We start from the raw sequence: 23,650 nt of genomic DNA, 5'->3' as shown, positions 1-23,650 counted from the left end.
TTCTATCGTCATTTCGACCGTAGCGCCTGCCCGTACAGGCGGGGAGAAATCTTTTTACATAGTTCAAAGATTTCTCCATTTCGCTGTGCTTCAGTCGAAATGACGATAATTTGAGAAGATTTAAAACTTATATTCCATGACATAATCATCCATAAAATAACCCTCACCAATATCAAGTTTTACCGACTCCTTAATGGTAAAACCTCCTTTCAGGTAAAAGTCTTTGGCTTTATTATGTTTATTCACATTCAATTGCAAGGCGCTTCCTCCTGCATCTTTTACCTGGTTAAACACTTCATTAATTAAGATTTTTCCAACGCCTTTACCATGTGCAGATGGCAGTACATAAAGTTTGTGCAGTTTGTAAATGCGTTCTTCATGACCAATAATAGAATAGCCTGCAAAACCGAACTGATTTTCGCCTTCCTCTGCAATCAGGAAAATATGTCCCTCCATCAATTGCTTCAACAGCTCACCTTTGCTATACATTTTATCCAACATATAATCAATCTGTGCCTGCCCGATAATATCCAGGTAGGTGGATGGCCAGGTTGCCGCAGCAATATCCCTGATTACTTCTATATCTTCTCCTTTTGCTTTTCTAAGGGTTATCATATGGGTTCGCTAATAAAGATCGGTTGTCCGGAAAAGGTAAATTCTACAAAGCCATCTTTAACTACAGTAAAAATTTCGTCTTCATTCTGTGCAAGGTTGGTTACTTCAAGATACCGGTTACCATGGATCAGAAATTCACTTCCCGCAGGTTTCCAAACAGAGAATCCTGATTTTATGGGATAGTGCTTTGCCCTTTCTGTAAATACCACCAGGTTAATTTTATCTTCAAATCCAGCAAATTTCTCCAGGTCGAATTTTCTCGTAATTACATTTACCGCAGGATATTTCTCTTCATACAGATAATTAATGGCTACCATTAAAGCATCAACAGGTCCCTGAACAACTTTTGTATCTTCCTGCGCTTCCTCCCCGTTCCCATTTACCAGTACATCTACTTTTAAACCCAAAGAAAAAATCTTGTCGTAATTTTCCCCGTTAACCAAAAGCGTAGGACTCCATTCAAGCAGTTGCCCTAAAAATTCTTCGTTAAAATTCCCAAGCTCATCAATGTATAAAGCCGGTTCTTGTTTTTCTTTTACAATATGGTGTGAAGACATATTGCGAATATATAAATTTCGCCTTAAGTACGGTAAAGGAACAATCAGCCGGACGTAAAATGATTAACGATTATACGGATATTCACTGACCCAATGAAAGCCCCTGTTAATAAGTTTAAACTCCTTCAGGTCTTTTCGTTTAAAACTTACCGATACAGAATCTTTTTCCGTTAGGCCTGATAAAATCAGCTTATCTTTTCCAATAAGATTATAGTTTAAAACGTACTTGGTGGAGTCTTTATCGGTTGATTGAAGTACCAACTCTTTTTTCTTCTGATCAAAAACCGTAGTGAAATTAGCAGCGCTGTCGTTCATCTTCTTTATCCGGGCAAAACCAGCATAATTAATAATCATTTGCTTCCATCTCGTGCTATCAGTAGTTAATGGCGCCAAGGTTTTGCCCTTAACTTTCGTGCTTTCAACATTATAAATACCATACATAAATGGCTTGGGCGCTGCGCTACCATAAGTTTTTCTTTGTTCAATTAATGAGGATATCAAAAATAGTAGTGAAGCTGTGATATATAGATATTTTGCCCCATAAGCTGTGAGGTAAAGCCATCGCTTTTTAAAAGTCGGACGGTACATTTTCTCGAGCTGCTGACTTTCATAACTAATAAAGAAGCGATATAATTTTAAGAAATGAGGGGCCAAAATAAACAGACACATCACTACCAATGCGCTTGAGAGTAGTTTTACAGGAACATCGAAAAAATAATTCATCGTCATTACATGCACTGTTGCAGCCAGGGATAGAAAGGCACCCACAACCACCGTTCTACGGAATAAAAGCATGATGGCGGAAACTTCTATAATGCCCATAAAAATATTATACCCTTTTGAAAAGCCAAGGAAAGTCCATGCGAGGCCCATTGGCGATGCATTTCCGAACGGTTGAAGCAAACGCATTAAAGAAGGATCTGGAAACTGTAGTTTGATTACTTTTATAGCGCCGTATAGTATGAGGGTAAAGGCTAAATAAAATCTCACCAGTACCACCAGCCAGTAATAAGCTGCGTTGTAACTTTTACGTTTACGGTCTAAAACCGACCAAATGATGCAACCACTTACCGATACCAAAAATATGAAGAGCAGCAATACCCAATTGTAAGAGGTATCGCCGCTACCATTAGTATAAATGGTAAAATCATAATTATAGTGAATAATGTGTTTAGAAAACCATGGAATAAAATCGTGCAATACCAGATCTGGCAATTGTAATATGCCTGAAAAAAACGTAAAGGCTCCATTGTTATTCAGGATGATGAAAAGCGACAAGAGCAGGAAAAAGAACCTGAAAGAGATTTTTTTATAAATATTCTAGGGGGCAGTATTTTGAAGAGCGTTTTCAGACATATTTAGTTTGGTTTTAACCAAAACTAAATATTTATCTCTTGGGCTTCAAATTATAAAATGTTAATTAACAGCGCTTTCTTTAACAACTCTGTAAAAATCCTGATAGGCTTCAATAAAATCGTCAGCAAAATTTAAGGCCCCGGATACAGCTATGCCATAAATACCGGCCTGCATTAAAGCTTCTACATCGTATATTTTAATTCCACCCACAGCCAATACCGGAATGCTGATGGCTTGAGCTTTCAATGCTCCTACCATATGCTGATAGCCCTCAATGCCTAAAAGCGTATAATTATTTGGTTTGGTTTCAGTTTCTGCAAATGGTCCGTAGCCCACATAATCGGCGCCCGCCCGGACTAGCCGGATTAGATTTTCTACTGTATTCACTGATCCTCCTAATGTAATATCATTGCCTACCAGTTTGCGCAAGGCAATAAAATCAGCATCCATATTTTCTATATGAAAGCCTTGAATGTCGGCCTTTCCATTTAAATGAACATGATCGGTAACGATTAAAGTAGTACCCCAGTCATCACAAATTTCGGCTATCGCATTAATATCCTGTAAGAGTTCTTCGTCACTTTTGCTCAGGCAACGGTACTGGATCCATTTTGCACCGGCTTCGCAAGCCAGTTGTGCCTGTTCAATGTGACTTAGATGTGGGATATCGTGCGTGATGTAATGAAGTTTTTCTATGTATTTCATTCTGAATCAGGACAATTAAAATTAAAGGATTTTAAAATCTGGAGGCAAGATAAACAAAATCGCCATTGAACGTTTATCTTGCAATGGCGATCTTAATGATTTTCTGCTTTAGTCTTTCAGCTTTTTGCTTTAATCTTTCTTAAAATTTCACATTCAAACTTAGCAAAAAGTTGGTTCCTGCCTGTGGATAAAAGAAGTTTTCAGTTACCCTGCTTCCGCCTGATTGATAGCCATATGTATAACCATTGCTTTCGTATTTCTTATCGAAAACATTGTTAACCAATAAACCAAGGTTCACATTTTTAACGCCTGCAAATTTAAAATCATAACCCAAACGAGCATTGCTTACCCAGTAACCATTTATGGTTCTGTCGTTATTCTGTGTATTATCCAGGTATTGCTTGCTTACATATTTACTTTGTAAGGCTACAGCAAAACCACTAATTGGTTTATAAACCAGCTCGCCAAAAAGTACCGTGTTAGGCGAAAAAGATATATTGGTTAATTGATAGTTTTTTACGACCTGCCCCCCGTTATCATAATCATCATAATACTCCGTAAAGTTTTTGATTTTATTCCTGCTCAGTGCAGCATTTGCATTTAATACGAATTGAGAACTGATGGTGTAAGAACCATCTAACTCGATCCCTAAACGGTAACTCCGATCTACGTTCTGGCGGAAATTCCCACCCACATCATTTATTTTTCCGGTAACAACCAATTGGTTTTTATAGAACATACCGTAAGCATTGGCACCTACATTAAATCGATCGTTTTTAACACGGTAACCCAATTCTACATCGTTTAAGCGCTCTGGTTTAGGTGTGACTCCCACAGTAGCGTCTGTAAAATCATCACGGTTAGGCTCTTTGTTGGCCACGCTAAACGAAGCATATACGTTACTCTGTGGATTGATAAAATAGGTGGCCCCAAATTTCGGATTGAAGAAATTTAGGGTTTGGTTAATCGCCAGCGTATTCAACTTATTTTCTGTTCCGGCAATATCGTAATATACACGGCGGTATTGCAGATCAGCAAATAAACTCAAATCTTCAATAGGGCTATAATTTACTTTACCATAAACATTAAAATCTGTTTTGAAACCCTCATTATCATAATAATGCCGGTCAATATTGCCGTTTGATGCATATTGCGCCCAAATTACCTGGCCAAAATGCGCACCTTTATATTCATTGTAAGCGCCACCCAAAGTAAAGTTTAAATTCTTTTCGGGCACATAATTAAAGGCGTAAGTAACTCCGTAGAAGTCATTATCTAACCAGCGGCGGCGAATTAAATCGGTTTCGGCGATAGGTGTACCACCAGCAACAGCAACTGGGTTCAGTCCATAATGTTTCAGGCTATCCTGTACCCTGTATTCTTCATAATAACCTTCACCCTTGGTATAATGTAAGGCACCATTAAAAGAAAACTGATCAGAAAACTGTCTCGCATAAATGAGCTGATAATGGTTCTGGGTATAATTATCCGTCTGGTTATTATAAAGGAAGCTGTTGTATCTTCTACCCGAGTTCAGAAGATTTGCCGCATCTTCAGCACCTAATCCATTTCTATCTATATAAGCGTTCATTCCGGCTACATCATTTTCTAAACGGGATTGCGGGATTCCGTTCCACGACTGATAGGTTTTTTCATTTCCGGAGAAAACATTTACACGCAACAAGTCCTTATCTCCATGGTAAGCACCAGATAAAAAATACGATTTTAATAAAGAAGATCCACGATCTACATAACCATCTGAGCTGATTCTCGATAAACGGCCATCAAAGCTAAAACGGTTGTTAATTAAACCTGTTCCCACTTTTACGGTATTTTTCCAGGTATTAAAACTGCCGTAAGTGTTGTTTAGTTCAGCATAGGGCTCGGTTTCGCTGGCAGTAGTTTGAATGTTTAAACTCGCGCCAAATGCACCTGCTCCATTGGTTGAAGTACCTACGCCACGCTGGATCTGTACATTATCCACCGAAGAAGCAAAATCTGGCATGTTTACATAAAAAGTTCCCTGGCTTTCGCTATCATTGATGGGAATACCGTTAACTGTCACATTGATCCTGCTGTTATCACTTCCGCGAATCCGGATTCCGGTATAACCCACACCTGCACCGGCATCAGAGTTAACCACTACACCTGGCGTATTTTGTAAAATAAAAGGCAAATCCTGCCCAAAATTATTCTGCTGGATTTCTTCTTTGCTAATATTCTTATAAGTAGTTGCCGATTTGTCTGTGGCCCGGGTGGCGCGCACAATTACTTCGTCAGCCAGAAAATTTTGTGGCGATAGGCTAAAGTCTAGTGTGGTATGCTGTGGAAGGTCTATCGTTTTTTCAATCGATTTATAGCCTACATAACTGACCACAATGGTATATTTCCCGTTAGCTAGGTTCGTAATGGTGTAATTTCCGCTAGCATCGCTTACCACCGCTGTTTTTTGATTTCTCAATTTAACCGTAGCACCCGGCAGCGGCTGCTGGTTTTGATCGGTAACTTTACCGGTAACCGAAATTTGTGCCGATGCAAAGAAGGGCAACATTGCAACAAGCGCTGCAAAAAGTAAATTTTTCAATTTTATTGTTTTTAGTTAAACCCATCGGAAAAGGGGCTTTGCCGATTTTCAGTTAAACTTCCATAACTCCAATCCCTACGCCGGCATTACCCGGATCAGGTGCATTTAAGGTTTAGGGTTTAGAGGCCTAGGGCTTAGGGCCTTGCAATATGCAGAACCTTTTACCTTTCACCTTTTACCTTACACCATAAAATGGGTATGATCTCAGCCTGTTTTTGTGTTATTTAAACAAGGCACCCCTAATGATGGCACAAATGTAGAAAATTTTAAGCAATTCGAATATTTTTTAATGTATTGGCGGTTTAATAGGGTAAAAATTAATAGCACAATACCTGCCCGTACAGGCGTGGAACTATCTGTTATGATAGATTTGAAAATGAATGGTTCTGTGCGCATGGCATTTTCAGTCCCGCTTTCCCTCCTGCCAATTTGAAGGAAATTGGCATCCGTTCCAATCGGGTTTAGGTGGCCAGGCAGGTACAGATGTCAACGTTAAAACACCAAACGTTCCTATGGAACGAAACCCCGCCAATTAAAAAATTGGCTACCGATGGGGCGTCCATATTGGACAGAACATTCTTTAATACAAACCAGGATGGTTCGGTGTTAATTTATAACACTGTTTCGTCCCATCGGGACGGATCATCGGTAGAAAAAAAATGTTTATTTTTTTTCGTTCCGTAGGAACGTTTCATGTTTAGGCACCATGTTAACAACCCTTTGTTCAATAAACCCGACAGCAGCGGCAGCCTCCGATTTTTTCTATCGGAGCTATAGCGAATGGCGGGACTGCCGGCAGCCAAAAGCTACTGACAATCGTTTCCAAAAAAGTAAACCTTCTACCTGCCCAAAAAATCATCAATGACTTTAATCGCATTCGCCAGCCTTTCATCACCCAGACCGCCAACTACTTTATAATTTGCATTCAACGCTTTCAGCTCCTTATGCCAAACCTCCATAAAATATTCGCGCTTATCCGGAAAATCGCGCAACGGATCGTCCTGCCAAGGTAAATCAATATCCATTAATAAGTATAGGTCGTACGGCTTTTGGGGTAGTGCATCCAAAACTACCTGAGGTGTTTCGCCCAATACTTCATCACTCCAGATCTTTACCGTAATAAATGTAGTATCGCAAATAATGAAATCGCTTTCTGTAACCGCTAAAATGGCATCCTCCAGCGCTACCTGTCCGTAGTACATATTCACTTCATCCTGCAGGGTATAATCGGCAACCAGATTTTCGCAGTAATAGCGGGCGTACTCTGGCACCCACGAAACTTTGTAGTATTTAGCCAGCAGCTGAGATATAGTAGATTTTCCCGTACTTTCGGGACCAACAACAGCAATCTTTTTTATATTTTTATTCACAGTATATCTTCTGAATACAGTCAAATGTAAAAGAAAAAGCCTTAAAAGAAAAAATCCGGTTGAGGAGGGCTCCTCTAACCGGATAATAAACCAAACAAACTATTTATGAAGAAATCCTCATGGCGGGTAACTAATCCGCGGAGGAAGCTTTAGATCATTGTCTAAAGTATATACAAAACGTATATATGTTCTCGTTATTACAACATTATTGCCAATAATGAGATCATCACAACTTCGTGACTTAATTCTGACCAACAGTGATACATTCGCAGAATTATTTTAACAATAATTAACTTTTGACACAAATATATACATTTCAATTTTACATTCGTGTATAATTTATAGTACAATAAATAAAATAGTGTTCATTATTTGAAACTTTTTGTACTAAATGTTGTTACCCATTTAAGACAATAACTAATTAAAACGTATATAATGAAAAAACTGTGTGTGGTATTATCTCTGCTAATTATATTTGGTTTGGGCGCGATTGCCTTTACGAATAATAAAATTGGTGGAATAATAGGAAAAATTACGCCGATTGACGCCGCTTCAACTGTATCTCTTGTAGCAGCTAAAGACACGCTAAGCGCACAGATTAATCAGGGGGTTTTTACTTTTACAAACCTTAAAGAAGGTGTTTATACCGTAGTGGTAAAAGCCAATGCACCATATAAAGATACTATAATAGAAAAGGTCGCCGTTAAAGATAGTGCGACTACAGATTTAGGCGAAATTAAATTACAGCAGTAACTCATTTCTCAAAAGAAAAATCTAAAAAGAGCGCTTTAATAGCGCTCTTTTTTATTTTAAAAAAAACGCCTTAAAATCATATCTTATGATGTATCTTTGCATCCCGACAGAACAGTTGGGATTTTTCTTCTCGCAAGCATAAGACCTCTTGCTTCTTCACCTTCGGGTTCAAATACTTTAGAATTTTAATTATTGTTTAAGCTTTATCATGCCTAAAGACACTTCCATACGCTCAGTACTGATTATCGGATCTGGACCAATTATTATTGGCCAAGCCTGTGAATTTGATTACTCAGGTTCGCAAGCGGCGCTTTCTTTAAAAGAAGAAGGGATTACCGTTTCTATTATCAACTCCAATCCGGCTACCATTATGACGGATAAGGTTATCGGCGACCATGTTTACCTGCGCCCGCTAACTGTTGATTCAATAGAAGTTATTTTACAGGAGCATATAGACTCTGCAGATCTACCTAGAATTGATGCTGTACTTCCTACAATGGGAGGACAAACCGCACTAAACCTTTGTAAAGAGGCCGAAGAACGAGGTGTTTGGGAAAAATACGGTGTTAAAGTAGTTGGTGTAGATGTTGCAGCAATAGAAAAAACAGAAAACCGTGAAGCTTTCCGCCAGTTAATGGTTGATATTGGTGTAGGTGTTGCTCAATCGAAAATTGCCAACTCATTTTTAGAAGGTAAAGAAGCTGCACAAGAAATCGGCTACCCGCTGGTAATACGCCCATCATATACTTTAGGTGGTTCTGGCGGTGGTTTCGTACATAAAAAAGAAGAATTCGACGCTGCTTTAAAACGCGGTTTAGAAGCTTCGCCAACACACGAAGTACTGGTAGAGAAAGCGGTTTTAGGCTGGAAAGAATACGAGTTAGAGTTATTAAGAGATAGTAATGATAATGTAATCATTATCTGTTCGATCGAAAACTTCGATCCGATGGGTATCCACACAGGCGACTCAATTACTGTTGCTCCTGCGATGACTTTATCTGATCGTTGTTACCAGGATATGCGTAACCAGGCAATCAAAATGATGCGCGCCATCGGTAACTTTGCCGGCGGCTGTAATGTTCAGTTTTCGGTTAACCCGGCAAACGACGAAATTATCGCCATCGAAATTAACCCTCGTGTATCACGCTCATCGGCTTTGGCCAGTAAGGCAACCGGTTACCCGATTGCAAAAATTGCTGCTAAACTGGCGATTGGTTATAACCTGGATGAAATTGAAAATCAGATTACCAAAACAACATCCGCCTATTTCGAACCTACTCTAGATTATGTAATTGTTAAGGTACCGCGTTGGAACTTTGATAAATTTAAAGGCGCGAACAAAGAGCTTGGCTTGCAGATGAAATCAGTAGGTGAGGTAATGGCCATTGGCCGTACTTTTATCGAAGCATTACAAAAAGCTTGTCAGAGTTTAGAAATCAACCGCGCTGGTTTAGGTGCAGATGGCAGACAGGTACGTAATATCGAAGAAATTATGGACGGTTTGGAGCACGCTTCATGGAACCGTTTATTCTTAATAAAAGATGCCATGGCAATGGGCGTACCTTTGGAGTCTATCCGTAAGGTAACCAAAATTGATAAATGGTTCTTAAACCAGATTCAGGAATTGGTATTGCTTGAAACTGAATTAAAAAGGTATTCACTAAACAATATCCCTCAGGATTTCTTTGTAACGCTGAAACAAAAAGGGTTCTCTGATGTTCAGATCGCCTGGTTGTTAGGCAATGTTACGGAAGATGAAGTGTACGACCGCCGTAAAGCATTAGGCATAAACAGGGTATATAAAATGGTTGATACCTGTGCTGCAGAGTTCCCGGCCAAAACGCCATACTACTACTCTACTTTTGAGGAAGAGAATGAATCAAAACCTTCCGACAGGAAAAAGGTAATTGTATTGGGTTCAGGTCCTAACCGTATTGGTCAGGGTATCGAATTCGATTACTCATGTGTGCACGGTTTATTGGCTGCAAAAGAATCGGGTTTCGAAGCCATCATGGTTAACTGTAACCCTGAAACGGTTTCAACTGACTTTAACATGGCCGACAAGTTATACTTCGAGCCGGTTTTCTGGGAACACGTTCGCGAAATTATCGACTTAGAAAAACCAGAAGGGGTAATTGTTCAGCTCGGTGGACAAACTGCGCTGAAAATGGCTGAAAAATTAACTGAAAAAGGCATCAAAATTATCGGAACATCTTTCGAGAACATGGATATTGCCGAAGATCGCGGCCGTTTCTCTGACCTCCTGAAAGAATTGAATATCCCGTATCCAAAATATGGTGTTGCAGAAAATGCTGAAGAGGCCATTGTAGTTGCCAATGAAGTAGGTTATCCGGTACTGGTGCGTCCGAGTTATGTATTGGGTGGACAGGGAATGAGCATCGTAATTAATGATGAAGATCTTGAAAAAGCAGTAGTAAAACTGTTGGGTGATTTGCCTGGCAACCGCGTATTAATCGATCACTTTTTAGATAGGGCAGAAGAAGCAGAATCTGATTCGATCTCTGACGGTGAAGATGTACACATTGTAGGTATGATGGAACACATTGAGCCTGCAGGTATCCACTCCGGAGATTCATTTGCAGTATTACCTACCTTCAGCTTATCAGAAACGGTAACTAAAGCCATGGAAGAATACTCCATCAAAATTGCAAAAGCATTAGATGTACGTGGTTTATTAAACATTCAGTTTGCCATTAAAGATGAGAAAGTTTATGTAATCGAGGCAAATCCAAGGGCATCGCGTACGGTTCCTTTCATTGCAAAAGCTTACGATGTTCCATACATCAACATTGCGGCTAAAATTATGCTGGGCGTAGCCAAACTGAAAGATTTTACCATCGTACGCAAGCTTGAAGGTTATGCCATTAAAGAACCGGTTTTCTCTTACGAGAAATTCCCGGAAGTAACAAAGGAATTAGGTCCTGAAATGAAATCTACTGGTGAGGCGATCCGCTTTATCAAAGATTTGGAAGACCCTTACTTCCGCAAGCTTTACAAAGACAAATCGATGTATTTGAGTAAGTAATCTCTTTACCAGATTCCAAAAATAGCAATGGCCAGTGAAAAATCACTGGCCATTTTTTGTTTCGTCATCTCGACTGAAGCGCAGCGAAATGGAGAGATCTTTTAACTGGTGTAAAAGATTTCTCCACTTCGGTCGAAATGACGATCTGGATTAAACCTCGGTTATTTCTTCAACTTCGGTATTCTTGTTGGTGTATCCGTCCCATTTACAATACTGGTTGCACTCTTTGCAATTGCTTTAATAGTAGAAAGAATATTTTCTACATCTAAAGAGCTGTACTCATCTTTCACACTATGGTACAGTTTATCAATATCAATTTTATCGGTACTAATGGTATGTGCCGGAACGCCTAATGCCGCTAAAGTTGCGTTATCACTTCTATAAAACAAGTTTTGGTCTGGATAAGGATCCGGATGGAATGTAAATTCAGTTCCTGCTAAGTTTTTCTGCAAAATCTTTCCAAAATCAGATCTTTCATAACCGGTGATGAAGGCCGTATTCTTACCAAATTTCGAATCTTTACCAATCATCTCGATATTAAACATGGCTACCACATCATCAGGATTTAATTTTTCTGAGAAATACCTTGCGCCGAAACCGCCAATTTCTTCTGCGGTAAAAGCAACGAAGATCAAGGTACGTTCGTTATTTTTTTGTGCTTGGTAATATTTCGCCAGGGCAATCATCGCCGTTGTACCAGAAGCATCATCATCTGCTCCATTTGCAATACTATCGCCATCAACAGGTTTTAAGAAACCTAAATGATCATAATGCCCTGAGAAAATTACCATTTCTTTCGCTTTCGATTTACCTGGAATAACCCCAGCCACATTGAATAAGGGCATTTTAGTTATCTTGTTTTCAAGCGTTGCAGAAAAATCTGTTGCTGCAGCTTTACCTAAAACAAAAACCTGCACAACACTGGTTGTTTTTTTAATATCTTCTTCATCAACCGTTGTAGGTTTGCTGAAATGATCTTTATAGCGGTTAAACAGATCAGCGAATTTACTGTCGACCAAAACAATCTGATTTTTATCAGCATTTAACATTGTCCTGAATTGTGCTACAAACGGCTTTTCAGGATCTAATTTAACAACCGTAGTATTTGATTTATCAAGTGTAATACTTGCTGTAGCAGCACCTGTTATCATTAAATTTTCCGGCGCAATTTCCTGTCCATCTATTTTAACACTGCTAGTTACATTTGCTACCTGGTATTTGTTAAAGGTCTGGCGGAATGTTTTTTCACCGGTTAAAGGCTGCAAACCTATTTTCTTAAATTCAGATTCGATAAAGGTTGCCGCTTTGTCGATACCTGGCGTAAATGTTGCACGCCCCTGCATGTCGTCAGCACTTAAGGTTTTAATCAGGTGATCAGTGTACTCACGCGTGATAATTTTATCAATGTTTTGTGCTTTAAGCTGCAAACTAGCCATCCCCACAAGGGTAAAAAAGAATATTTTCTTCATATAATAAGTTTAAGAGGTGTGAATTTAGGGTTTTTGGTTGATAGTTTATTGGTTAATGGTTGATCGCCTGAGTTTGAGACATGATACAACTTATATTGTAAAATTTAACCTTGAAAATTTCAACAGGACGAATAAATGATGAGCTATTTAACTATGGAACATCAACTACCTCTTCCATCTACTCCCCATCCCAATCGTATTTTTCGAGATCGCGGTATGCTTTTCCCTTTATTATTTCTTTCTTTTTGGAAGACTCGGAGTCTACCCTGGTTTCGTGAATATTATCGGCCACCTCGAAATGAAAATCCTTATCTTTTTTAGAATGGTAAATTGATACTTCATCTCCATCTGCTATCGCATAGTCATAAGGTCCGCGGGCACTCATTAGTTTTACAAACACCGGTAAACACTCAAAAAAGATAAACAGTAGCCCGATAAAAGTAACCGCAATTGCCGTATTGTTATCCCGCGTGCCATCTACATTAAATTTAAGTTGCCCCAATGCCCAGTTGCGATCGGCAAAACCGGCAATATCCGATAAACTGTCTAACTGTTTTTTAGTGTATAGCTTTTCGGAAAGCAGTCCATCAAATTCTTTGCGTTTATCTACAAAACCTTCCGATTTATTAATGTTGGCTTTCAGTGAATCTAATTCGGCCGTGCGTTGGGCAATTTCGGCTTCCTTGCGTTTGGCATAGGGTCCATAGCCCATTACACCTGATGTTTCGGTAGTTTTATTCCCAAAGATCTCAAAATTAAGTTTTTGCCTGTCGGCTTTAATTCCTTTTTCAAGCGAATCTCTGGTGGCTTTCTGCTGATTTAACCTGCCAAATTCTACCTGATACTTTTTCTCGAAAGCTTTATTTAGCGTATCAATTTTAGCACGCTGACCATTTAAGTAACTTACTTTTAAGCGTTCTTTAATTTCTTTATCGAAAATTTTAAGCTCTATCGGCCTCGAAATAACCATACCGATCATAATAGCCAACAGAATACGCGGGGTAGCCTGTAATATCTGTTTATTGGTACTGGCACTTTTATTAATGCTGGATACGATGTACCGATCCATATTAAAGATGGCTGCTCCCCATAAAAAGCCGAAAATAATGGCAAAAATTACAGCCATATCGTCGCCCTTGAACACAAAATACATGGCATAGCCCCCTGATAGTGCGGCAAATAAACCGGTAAAAAAGATGGTGGCACCGATGCCGGTATATTTATTCTGTTCTGTAGGATATTTTTCCAGTGTCGGGATGTGAGCGCCAGAGCAAAACCAAAAGAAACGGTTCAGTTTGTCCATTTGTAACTATTTATAGTTAAACGCCTAAGGGTAATAGTTGTTACAGTTTCAGACAAAAATTTATAGCATTTTTTTGATGGGAACCCTAAAATTGATTTTCATATATTTGCATAAATACATTTAATAAAATGAAAGAAATATCGGTACAAGAACTAAAACAGAAAATCGATAACAAAGAAGATTTTCAATTAATTGATGTTCGTGAAACATTCGAATATGAGGTTTCCAATCTTGAAGGCGAAAACATCCCTTTGGGTGGAATTTTAATTGAGGCTGATAAGGTTGCGAAAGATAAACCGGTAATTATTCAGTGCCGTAGTGGGAAAAGAAGCGCCGCAGCAGTAATGCAGTTAGAGCAACAATACGGACTGGAAAATCTTTATAACTTAAAAGGCGGTATTTTAGCTTGGCAAGAGGCTTTTGACCCAAATATGCCGGTTTATTAATGATAGAATGAACGAGTTTTGAATGAGTGAATGTTAATAGCATAACGCTTATTCAAAATTCATTTTATAATGCTGTCATTCAATCATTCTCTAATTCAATCATCTCTACCGTGGGTAAAAAATTTGCTTTAAACATCTTCTATAACCTGGCCATTATCCTTTCTGTTCTCGGACTGGTTTGGTGTTACAATAATCATAAATACCTTCCGGCTGGTTTTTTGGTAGGCACAACAGCTTGTTTGTTCTACTTTAAGTATCAACTTACTAAAGACATCAAAAAAAGCTTTAAAGAAAAAGACCAGAAGTAGCCATTTAATGACAGCATGAGTGAGTTTTGAATGAGTGAATATTAAGGGATAATGCCCAGCCAAAATTCATCTATCTCATCTCGCTTAGGATCCTCAATCATTCTATAATCCTGTCATTCATCATTTTTCTACTCTGCTTTAAATAAAAAGATCAGGAGTAATACCTTCCAGTCCTAAACCCGGCAAATTATTGAGGATATACTTTCCATTTTCAAAGGCCGGATCTTTAAACGGATTATTCTTAGTGAGCCACGGCCCATCTAAATCGGCCCAGTTACATAAAGGAGCCAAAGCCGCGGCAGCCAAAGTAGCGCAACTGGTTTCGCTCATACAACCGATCAGCACCTTCATCCCAAAAGAACGGGCTTTCAAAATCATCTGATGTCCTTCATACATGCCACAACTTTTCATCAGTTTTACATTGATTCCATGATAAGCGCCTTTCAATTGATCCATGTCGGCCAAACGCTGTACGGCTTCATCTGCAAGTAGTGGAATAGGACTACGTTCGGTTAACCAGGCATTTCCATCGAGGTTATTTTTATCCATTGGCTGTTCGATTAATACTACACCCTGGTTATGCAGCCAGTAAATTAAATCAATGGCTTTAATCTTATCTGCCCATCCCTGGTTGGCATCTACATATAAAGGTACATTGGTCATGCTCCTGATCGTTTCGATAATTTCCTGATCGTTATCCCGTCCCAGCTTAACTTTAATCACTTTAAAAGCTTCAGCATCCTTCAGTTTTTCGCGGATGACCTCAGGGGTATCAATACCAATGGTATAAGAAGTTACCGGCATTTTAGCCGGGTCTGCGCCATAAATCTCATAACAAGGTTTATTTAACAGTTTCCCTTGAATATCGTTAAGCGCAATATCAATAGCCGCTTTAATCGCTGGCTGGCCCTGGGCAATACTATCGAGATAAGTAATAATTTCTTTGAAATCGAATGGGTATTGGATTTTATCCCAATCTACAAGGTTCAGAAAATTGGTTGCACTTTCGTAGCTCTCGCCCATATATGGCACCATAGATGCCTCACCATAACCGGTTACACCTTTATGCTCTATCTTTAACAACATCAGCGGCGTGCTGGTACGCGTAAATTTCGAAATCGAAAAAGGATGTTTTAAATCTAACTCAAATGGCCTGCAACTAATTTTCATTATCAATCGTCTACTAAATAAATGAGGTAATTATCGGATTACGAATTACCTTTGTATAACATAACGCCATCGCCATGAAAAACAGCTCAAGATTACGGTATTTTATTTATTTATCCTTAATAATTATTGGAGGATGTACCACAGGAAAAAATGCCCTGCAAAAAGGTGATTACGATTTATCGGTTGAAAAATCGGTAAGCAGACTACAAAACTCACCTAAAAACAGCGAAGCCATGCAAGTATTAAAAATGGCTTACGATTTAGCTTTGAAAGATCATTTACGAAAAATTGAGGAAGCTAAAATGTCTAATGATTTATTCAGGTGGGAATCGGTGATGTACGATTATCAAAAAATCAATCAATTGGCAGATGACATCAATAGCTGTCCGGCATGTTTGATCATTATTCCAAGCCCTTCGAAATACGTTAGGGAATTAGCCGATAGCAAATACAATGCTGCTATTGCAAGATATAATTCTGGCTTAGGCTATATGAGCGAAAATAACCGTCAGGCCGCTAAAAAGGCTTATTATGAATTCGAAAAAGCGCAGAATCTTCAGCCCAATTATAAAGATGTTAAGGCTAAAATGGAGGATGCTTATTGGGCCGCCGTAACCAGGGTGGTGGTACAGCCGATTATCGTAAACAGCAGTATGTATAAATTAAGTGCTGATTATTTTCAGCAGCAGATTGATCAGTTTATTGCAAAATACTCCAGGAATAAGTTTGTAATTTTTTACGGCGAAGCACAAGCTACCAACCAAAAAATTGTTCCCGATCAGATATTAAGCTTAAACTTTGACGATTTTGTGGTAGGCCAAACCTATGAAAAAGAAAGAGTTGAAAAGTTAAAACGCGATAGTGTGGTAATCGGCGAAACACGCGATAAAAAACCAGTTTACGGTACAGTAAAAGCTATCTTGAGTATCTTTGAAAAGAATATCTCCTCATCAGGTTTATTGGATATGAGTATTACCGATTGGAAAACAAAAAAACTGGTACGTCAACAGAAATTTCCCGGCACTTATATATGGAAAGACAGTTGGGCAAGTTATAAAGGTGATGACAGGGCATTGAGTAAACAACAGTTAGCCATGACCAGAAGAAAAGAACAATTACCACCGCCACCAAGTGCTTTGTTTCTGGAATTTACCAAACCAATTTACAACCAGCTGGTAGACGATATCAGTTATTACTACAATAACTATTAAACCTGATCTCACCCTGTTAAAATCGCCGGCATGGGGGGATGCAGCTACAGTTGGTAAAGCAAGGCCTCGAACAGGGCGAGGTTGTAATCTTCACGTTAAAATAAAAGATCATTGCTCAGCCCTAAAAATATAATGGCTAATATTGCAGTGATGAATACCGGCTTATACAATCCTTTCCAAAACTTCGATTTTTTATACAAAACCTGCTTTTTAAGCGGAAAAACATTTAATTCTCCTGTTATTCAGGTGCCATTGCTTCCCAAATGGTTGCTGGAACAGGCAGGTTTAAGCGGCGAAGAGCAGATCCAGTTTTTGGATGAGAGTATCCGTTCGTACAATACCTTAGTTATCCCGGTAAATACCGAGATCAATGAGCAGTTTCTAAATCCTTTGGAAGATAAGATCGAAGCGGCCTTCAGAAAAGGTTACGATGCGGTATCCGTATTGCCAGAACTGGATCTTTTTAACTGGATCGGCAAATTTTTATATGGTTTTGTATATATCGAAATGCATTCGGCACTACGCAAAGAAATGACTGCCGATGGTTTAAACATGTCGCAATCGCTGATGATGAAATTTGCCAACTTAAATTTCATGATGCAAAATCTGTATACCAGCCTGGAGTTTGAAGATTTCACACCATGGTCTATTACTGTGGTAAAACTGGAAAACGGAGAAACACCATTCAGTTTCCGTGATGAGATTAACACGTTAACCTTCTCGTTAAAAATGAAAGATTTTGGGATCATTGCCTGTTTACAGGATAATGGCACCAATAAACGCTATCACCAGGATATCATTAATGAGATAAAAGGAAAAGCCTTAACCGCCGAACAATTTGAAGAGTTAAGCGCCCGCTTTTATTACTCAGCCTATCTTTTTAACCGCTTACCCGAATATACCTTTATGCCTGTAGAAGGCACTATTTATATTGAAGCGATGCCTTTACGGGGTAACATGACCAAACCACTTTTTGATGTTTGGCAGCATAAAATATATGCACAGGTATTGGAAAACTTCTGGAAACCCTGGGGTTATGTTGTGTTTGAAATTATTAAAAACCCTGAAGAGCCAATGAGTTTCTTCGAGAAACCTTATCTGCCTACGGCAGGGTGACGGCCGACTTATGAATGTGCACTAAAAACAAATATAGAATTAACAGAAGATGTGTCCACACGAATGGTTTCACGGAAATGACGATTCTTTTAATGAATACTATCGCCCTCCCGTTAACATCGTAATAAAGTTCTGCAGAATCCCCGGCACGAAGATAATCGTAAAAATCAATCCGGTTAAAGCGCCAAAAAAGTGTGCATCATGATTGATATGATCCCTTGAATTGCGGGAAGCATAAGCGCAATAAATCAAATATATAATCCCAAAAACTACCGCAGGAATCCCGATCGGGATAAACATGATATAAATTTTGGACATTGGATTATATAAAATATAACTAAAAAGCACTGCGCTGATTGCCCCTGATGCGCCAAGGCTATTGTAATTAAAGTTATCTTTATGTTTGATCACCGTTGGCAGATCGCTCAGCACCAAACCCAAAAAGTAAAGCAATCCAAAACGCCAGCTGCCCATCATACTTTCAAGTGCAAAGGCAAAAGCATAAAAAGTAAACATGTTAAAAAATAGGTGCATCCAATCGGCGTGTACAAGTCCACTGGTAATCAAGGTGAAAACATTCTGCCCTTTTGAAACACTATAAGGATGCAGCATAAATTTTCCATAAATCGAACGATCGTAGAAAGCATATAGGCTGGTAATAATAGTAAAAACAAAAATTAAGGAGGCTACGGGAGCAATATTGAAGTATTCCATTTTGGGCTTATTTTAAATCAAGTTTCACATCTGTTACTAAACGTGCAACCGGATATCTGTTGTGTGTTTTTTCGTAATAATCAGAATTTTTATACACAAAATCAAGTTGTGCGGCACCATTCTTTGCAAATTCGGGGTCGGCCAACTTTTTGGCTTCCAGTTTACTTTTTAAATCAGGGTTATTTTTTAGCAGTTCTGCAGCCGTATCTTCAAAAACATATGCCGAATAGTGCTCTTTCATATCCAAAATAGAATCGAAAAAATTCCAGTTGAAATAAGAATCTGTAGCCTGGGGTTCTAAAGTTTCTACAATATACCGGTTACACGGCTGGTTTACATAAACCACATAATCGCCGGCATAATATTGCAGCTTTTGCGGAACAGTATTTACTGCTACACCGGAGTGCAGGTAATGACCTTCATATGGACGGGTCACCGTTTTAAAATCGCCGATATAATAACTGTCTACAGCAATTTTCTGATCGCTTTTTAATTCGCTGAGTTTAACCTGATTTAGTTTAAGCAGTGAAATTATGCGATCCCAGGCTTTCGGAATGATGTAGGCCACAGGCTTCTGGACAGATAATAAAGGTTCATACTTGTTCCATTCTTTAATGGTTTTAGTGTAAGGTTTTTTACGGTCGTAGTATAAACGATCAGCACCGCTCACTGCGCTGGTTTTTTGGCCGGCTTCAAAACCTTTAAAAGTTATATCATTAACCTCGTTTTTATTCAATTTCCAGGCTAAAGGAAATTCTTTTTGCGTAACCACTGCCTCGTCGGCTTTTCGTTTATTGGCCCCGATCATTTTGGCATCCCGCTCTACAACCTCAATATAGGTTTTCAAAAGCTTGTAAGTTGCATCCACACGTAAATCGTACGATTTCAACATATGGGTTTCGGGCATAAAACCGATGGTATTATGCAGTGTGGTGTAACCAGTTGAATAACGCGGCGATTCGATAAAACCTGTTATCCCGGTTTCGGGGGTTTCGCCTATTGAGTTTACATAAGGAACCATCGGGTAACCTAGCTTTTCCATACCGGCATATAAATCAGGCACTAAAGTTTTGGTCAAGTAATCAGAAAGTATAGGGTTTAGCTTATCTTTTTGAGTCGGGATAAGCGTCATCACATATTGGTAATCGGCACCATTGCTGGTATGGGTATCCACAAATATTTCTGGCTGCCAGATATTAAAAATGAGTTGAAATGCTGCTGAATTTTTCGAATCCGTTTTAATGAAATCGCGGTTCAGATCAAGGTTTTTGCTATTGCCCCTAAAACCATAAGCAACTGGCCCGTTCTGGTTCGCCCTGGATGTTCCACTACGGTTAAAACTGCCGTCTATATTGTAAAGTGGAATGATGCAAATCACGACATCTTTTGGCAGTTTACCAGCTTTAAGCAGATCGCGGGCCAGCATCATCGATGCATCTATGCCTTCAGGTTCGCCAGGGTGAATGCCATTATTGATCAATAAAATTCTTTTATTTTGTTTCCTGATCTGTACCGGATCAAAAACCCGGTCATGTGATAAAACCAATAAGTGTAAAGGTTTACCAAAATCGGTATTTCCATAGGCTAATAGTTTGGCTTCAGGATATGTTTTAGCCAAATTTTTGTAATAAGATGTGGCTTGAGTATACGTTGTGGTTGCTGTTTTTCCACTTAATTCGAAAGGTGTTTCTTGTGCGATAGCTTTTAGCCTTATTAACAGCAAACACAACACAAAGAGTTTTCTCATACCTCTAAAGCTAAGAAACAAAATACGGTTATTAAAGCGTTCTACGATAAGTTTTAATATTACCTAACATGTACCTGAAACCTAATGTAAAGGAGCTGTAAATATCAGGTGAGAAGTTTTTAAATTGAGTTCTTACGTCGTTATAGCCATCAAGCCCTTCGCCCAAAGTAACGGTCGATTGCGCATTGAAATTGATGACATATCGCATATAACCGTAGCCATCATTAATATAATAATTAAACCCTAAGTTTAAAGGCACCATCATGTTCAAGGTCTTATTTTCGCCCGGAAATGGACCATAACCAGGGTTGGAAGCGGCCCAAGCTGGCTTAATCCTTACAATATCGGTAATATTATTATTGATTATACCTATGCCCAAGCCTGCATACAAACCTCTGATTTTGTATAAAAATTCACTTTGATAATAGTCTACTACTTCGCCAAGCATCAATTTTACATTGGCGCTAAGCGCTGTATATTTGTTTACAAACTGACGGTTATTGGGGTCGGTTTCTATGTCTCCTCCTTGAATCAAACCATACTGTCCTTCTAAACCGAGGGTTACAAATGGAGTGATATGAAAATCGAATACGCCATAAGTTGTATATCCAATACTACCTTGATAAACATCAGTATAAGAATTGTTTATTCCTCCACCAAAGCCGTACGACATATTAAAATAGCTGGATTGGGCGAAAGAAAAACTGCCTATAAAAACAAATAGCAGGGTTAGATAAGTAGCTTTCAGCAAATTAACAATCATATTATTTTTTTACAAAAATAATATGATTATCCAATATATATAACTTTTACCTTTGAATTATGAGTACATATACCAACTTTGATAAATCTCTTGAGCAGCGGTTTATAAAATATGCTAAAATTGATACCCAATCCGATCCAAATTCTTCTACCTGCCCATCAACCCAAAAACAAAAGAACCTGGGTAAAGTATTGGTTCAGGAATTGTTAGAAACAGGCATTTCCGACGCCGAAATGGATGATAATGGTTATGTGTACGCTACCATCCCATCAAATACAAACAAGCAGTTGCCCGTTATCTTCTTCTGTTCGCACATGGATACCTCGCCTGATTGTAGCGGCGAAAATGTTAAACCGATTATTCATGATAATTATCAGGGACAAGACTTGATTCTGCCAGACGACCCTCATATTGTAATCAAACTTTCTGAGCACAAAGACCTCAAACATCAGATTGGAAACGATATTATTACCGCAAGCGGAACAACTTTATTGGGAGCCGATAATAAGGCAGGATTAGCTGAAATTATGGAAGCTGCTGCCTTTTTAATAAAAAACCCCGAAGTAAAACATGGAACCATCAAACTTCTTTTTACGCCAGATGAAGAAATAGGCAGGGGCGTAGACAAAGCTGATTTAAAGAAATTAGGTGCCGATTTTGGTTATACCATTGATGGGGAAACACTCGGCTCTATTGAAGATGAAACTTTTTCTGCAGATGGGGCTACCCTTAAAATTTATGGTGTAAGTACGCATCCGGGCTTTGCAAAAGGAAAGATGGAAAGTGCAATTAAGATCCTTGCCGAAATTTTAGATTCGCTGCCAAAAGATACCCTTACGCCAGAGGCCACACATCAAAAAGAAGGTTTTATCCATCCGGTAAGTATAAACGGCCAGGTGGAAGAAGCAGAAGCACAGTTTATCATCAGGGATTTTACCGATGAGAAATTGGCTGCGCATGGCCGGTTTTTGGAAGAAACGGTAAAAAAGGTAATCGCCAGCTACCCAAAATCTACCTACAAGCTGAATATCAAAGCACAATATCGCAATATGAAACAGGTTTTAGATCAGCATCCTCAAATTGTACAATACGGTATTGAGGCCATTGAAAGAGCGGGTGTAGTACCTAAACAACAAAGTATCCGTGGCGGAACTGATGGCTCGCGACTTTCTTATATGGGTTTACCATGCCCCAATATTTTTGCTGGAGAACATGCCTTTCATAGCAAACAAGAATGGGTAAGCGTACAGGATATGGAAAAAGCGGTACAAACCATTATAAATATTGCTTGTATCTGGGAGGAGCGTGGTTAGTCTGAAATCAAAAGTCTCAGGTCTTGAGCTAATTCGGTCTGATGATTTCCCCCTATTTAAAAAAGATAACTTCAAAGCACAAATTTTGCTAATTTTAACTTGTAATGATAACTCTCGAAAACGATTTTATAAAAGTTAGCCTGGCGGCTAAAGGCGCAGAACTTCAAAGTTTATTTAGTAAAGAAACCCAGATTGAATATGTATGGAATGCCAACCCAAAATATTGGGCGAAACATAGTCCGGTATTATTTCCCATTGTAGGTTCATTAAAAAACAATAGTTTTATTTACCAGGGTAAAAACTACGAACTACCCCGTCATGGTTTCGCCCGCGATCATGTTTTTAACTTCGAAAAAATAAGTAAAAGCGAGGGCGTTTTTTCGTTAACCCAAAGCGAAGATACTTTAAAAGTATATCCTTTCTATTTTGAGCTCAAACTAAGGTATCGGTTAATAGATAGAAAGTTGAATTTAACTTATGAGGTGATAAACAACGGAACTAGCGAGCTTCTGTTTTCTATTGGTGCGCACCCTGCATTTGCGGTACCCAATACGCCAGATACCGTTTACGAAGATTACTACCTGGCCTTTAATGCCGATGAGAAATTAACTTTTTGGAAACTTGAAGACGGCCTGGTGGCCGACAAAACCAAAAATATTGCGCTTACTGCACATAAGCTGAAGCTTACTCATGAACTGTTTTATAACGATGCGCTGGTTTTTAAAAACCTGCAAAGCAACTGCATTAGTTTACTGAACACCAAAAATGATTATGGCCTGCATTTCCATTTTGAAGATTTTCCATTCTTCGGAATATGGGCGGCAACCGATGCGCCATTTGTGTGTTTAGAACCCTGGTGCGGCGTTGCTGATGGCATTAACCACAACCAGGAGTTATCACACAAAGAGGGTATAGTAAAACTTGATGCAGGCAAAAACTGGTCGCGGTTTTGGGAATTAGAGTGTTTTTAACCTGGTTTTTCCTGATTAGTTGCACCAGAAACTTGAATTTGATTTAGTCAGTACAGTAGTGGGGTCATAATCTCCAATATGGTCCCCACCCTCCGTGAATTTTCTTTGTGACCTTCGTGGCAAAAACAAAACC

20 protein-coding genes are annotated in these 23,650 nt (G+C 38.9%); 8 read left to right on the top strand and 12 right to left on the bottom strand.

Going from position 1 to position 23,650, the window contains the following annotated elements; translation table 11 throughout:
* Positions 1-120: 120 nt before the first annotated feature.
* From BLR60_RS05665 to BLR60_RS05640, 6 genes are all read right to left on the bottom strand, one after another.
* Positions 121-615, bottom strand: coding sequence for a GNAT family N-acetyltransferase (locus BLR60_RS05665; RefSeq protein ID WP_090497678.1), 495 nt, complete (start codon positions 613-615; stop codon positions 121-123).
* On the bottom strand, positions 612-1,172 hold the full coding sequence (locus tag BLR60_RS05660) for a thiamine pyrophosphokinase (RefSeq protein WP_090497676.1): 561 nt from the start codon (positions 1,170-1,172) through the stop codon (positions 612-614). Before BLR60_RS05660 ends, BLR60_RS05665 begins: the two co-directional genes overlap by 4 nt.
* 63 nt (positions 1,173-1,235) lie before the next feature.
* The gene (locus BLR60_RS05655) at positions 1,236-2,450 is read right to left on the bottom strand and encodes a hypothetical protein (protein WP_090497675.1); all 1,215 of its coding nucleotides are present in this window, start codon (positions 2,448-2,450) and stop codon (positions 1,236-1,238) included.
* Positions 2,451-2,588: 138 nt separating this feature from the next.
* Positions 2,589-3,233, bottom strand: coding sequence for a thiamine phosphate synthase (locus BLR60_RS05650; protein WP_090497673.1), 645 nt, complete (start codon positions 3,231-3,233; stop codon positions 2,589-2,591).
* Between the two features lie 139 nt (positions 3,234-3,372).
* Entirely contained in the window at positions 3,373-5,817 is a 2,445-nt protein-coding gene (locus BLR60_RS05645; RefSeq protein WP_317039651.1) for a TonB-dependent receptor, read from the bottom strand.
* Between the two features lie 839 nt (positions 5,818-6,656).
* Positions 6,657-7,187: an AAA family ATPase gene (locus tag BLR60_RS05640; RefSeq protein WP_090497669.1), complete on the bottom strand. Its 531-nt coding sequence runs from the start codon at positions 7,185-7,187 to the stop codon at positions 6,657-6,659.
* Positions 7,188-7,622: 435 nt separating this feature from the next.
* On the opposite strand from BLR60_RS05640, the gene BLR60_RS05635 reads away from it, so the two are divergent.
* Both BLR60_RS05635 and carB read left to right on the top strand, forming a co-directional pair.
* Positions 7,623-7,940 carry a hypothetical protein gene (locus BLR60_RS05635; RefSeq protein ID WP_090497667.1) on the top strand — a complete coding sequence of 106 codons (318 nt, stop codon included), beginning with the start codon at positions 7,623-7,625 and terminating at the stop codon, positions 7,938-7,940.
* Between the two features lie 208 nt (positions 7,941-8,148).
* On the top strand, positions 8,149-10,986 hold the full coding sequence (carB, locus tag BLR60_RS05630; protein ID WP_090497665.1) for a carbamoyl-phosphate synthase large subunit: 2,838 nt from the start codon (positions 8,149-8,151) through the stop codon (positions 10,984-10,986).
* 161 nt (positions 10,987-11,147) lie between these two features.
* Here the strand turns inward: carB and BLR60_RS05625 are convergent, their stop codons facing one another.
* Both BLR60_RS05625 and BLR60_RS05620 read right to left on the bottom strand, forming a co-directional pair.
* Positions 11,148-12,455, bottom strand: a complete 1,308-nt coding sequence (locus tag BLR60_RS05625; protein ID WP_090497663.1) for a M20/M25/M40 family metallo-hydrolase — start codon at positions 12,453-12,455, stop codon at positions 11,148-11,150.
* 178 nt (positions 12,456-12,633) lie between these two features.
* The gene (locus BLR60_RS05620) at positions 12,634-13,758 is read right to left on the bottom strand and encodes a DUF4407 domain-containing protein (protein ID WP_090497661.1); all 1,125 of its coding nucleotides are present in this window, start codon (positions 13,756-13,758) and stop codon (positions 12,634-12,636) included.
* A gap of 128 nt (positions 13,759-13,886) precedes the next feature.
* On the opposite strand from BLR60_RS05620, the gene BLR60_RS05615 reads away from it, so the two are divergent.
* Positions 13,887-14,204 (top strand): rhodanese-like domain-containing protein, encoded by a 318-nt coding sequence (locus BLR60_RS05615; protein ID WP_090497658.1) that lies wholly within the window; start codon positions 13,887-13,889, stop codon positions 14,202-14,204.
* Positions 14,205-14,314: 110 nt separating this feature from the next.
* Positions 14,315-14,512, top strand: coding sequence for a DUF6358 family protein (locus BLR60_RS05610; RefSeq protein ID WP_090498008.1), 198 nt, complete (start codon positions 14,315-14,317; stop codon positions 14,510-14,512).
* 138 nt (positions 14,513-14,650) lie between these two features.
* On the opposite strand, the gene BLR60_RS05605 is transcribed toward BLR60_RS05610, so the two are convergent.
* A complete protein-coding gene (locus tag BLR60_RS05605) occupies positions 14,651-15,682 on the bottom strand; it encodes a dipeptide epimerase (protein WP_090497656.1) in 1,032 nt (343 codons plus the stop codon).
* A gap of 74 nt (positions 15,683-15,756) precedes the next feature.
* On the opposite strand from BLR60_RS05605, the gene BLR60_RS05600 reads away from it, so the two are divergent.
* On the top strand, positions 15,757-16,893 hold the full coding sequence (locus tag BLR60_RS05600) for a hypothetical protein (RefSeq protein WP_090497654.1): 1,137 nt from the start codon (positions 15,757-15,759) through the stop codon (positions 16,891-16,893).
* A 132-nt stretch (positions 16,894-17,025) separates the two neighbouring features.
* Positions 17,026-18,009 carry a hypothetical protein gene (locus tag BLR60_RS05595; RefSeq protein WP_090497652.1) on the top strand — a complete coding sequence of 328 codons (984 nt, stop codon included), beginning with the start codon at positions 17,026-17,028 and terminating at the stop codon, positions 18,007-18,009.
* Between the two features lie 99 nt (positions 18,010-18,108).
* Here BLR60_RS05595 and BLR60_RS05590 read toward each other — a convergent pair whose 3' ends face one another.
* The 3 genes from BLR60_RS05590 to BLR60_RS05580 are packed head-to-tail and all read right to left on the bottom strand — an operon-like array spanning position 18,109 to position 21,233.
* Entirely contained in the window at positions 18,109-18,723 is a 615-nt protein-coding gene (locus tag BLR60_RS05590; protein ID WP_090497650.1) for a rhomboid family intramembrane serine protease, read from the bottom strand.
* A gap of 7 nt (positions 18,724-18,730) precedes the next feature.
* Positions 18,731-20,470 (bottom strand): M14 family metallopeptidase, encoded by a 1,740-nt coding sequence (locus BLR60_RS05585; protein WP_167354693.1) that lies wholly within the window; start codon positions 20,468-20,470, stop codon positions 18,731-18,733.
* A gap of 31 nt (positions 20,471-20,501) precedes the next feature.
* Complete coding sequence (locus BLR60_RS05580) at positions 20,502-21,233, bottom strand: hypothetical protein (protein ID WP_090497648.1); 732 nt, start codon at positions 21,231-21,233, stop codon at positions 20,502-20,504.
* Positions 21,234-21,292: 59 nt separating this feature from the next.
* On the opposite strand from BLR60_RS05580, the gene pepT reads away from it, so the two are divergent.
* Both pepT and BLR60_RS05570 read left to right on the top strand, forming a co-directional pair.
* A complete protein-coding gene (gene pepT, locus BLR60_RS05575) occupies positions 21,293-22,546 on the top strand; it encodes a peptidase T (RefSeq protein WP_090497646.1) in 1,254 nt (417 codons plus the stop codon).
* A 104-nt stretch (positions 22,547-22,650) separates the two neighbouring features.
* On the top strand, positions 22,651-23,517 hold the full coding sequence (locus BLR60_RS05570) for an aldose 1-epimerase family protein (RefSeq protein ID WP_090497644.1): 867 nt from the start codon (positions 22,651-22,653) through the stop codon (positions 23,515-23,517).
* Positions 23,518-23,650 lie beyond the last annotated feature (133 nt).

The sequence above is a fragment of the Pedobacter terrae genome (assembly GCF_900100705.1).
Lineage (GTDB): Bacteria > Bacteroidota > Bacteroidia > Sphingobacteriales > Sphingobacteriaceae > Pedobacter > Pedobacter terrae.
The sequence above is the reverse complement of the archived record's forward strand: the minus strand, read 5'-3'. Positions and strand labels throughout refer to the sequence as shown.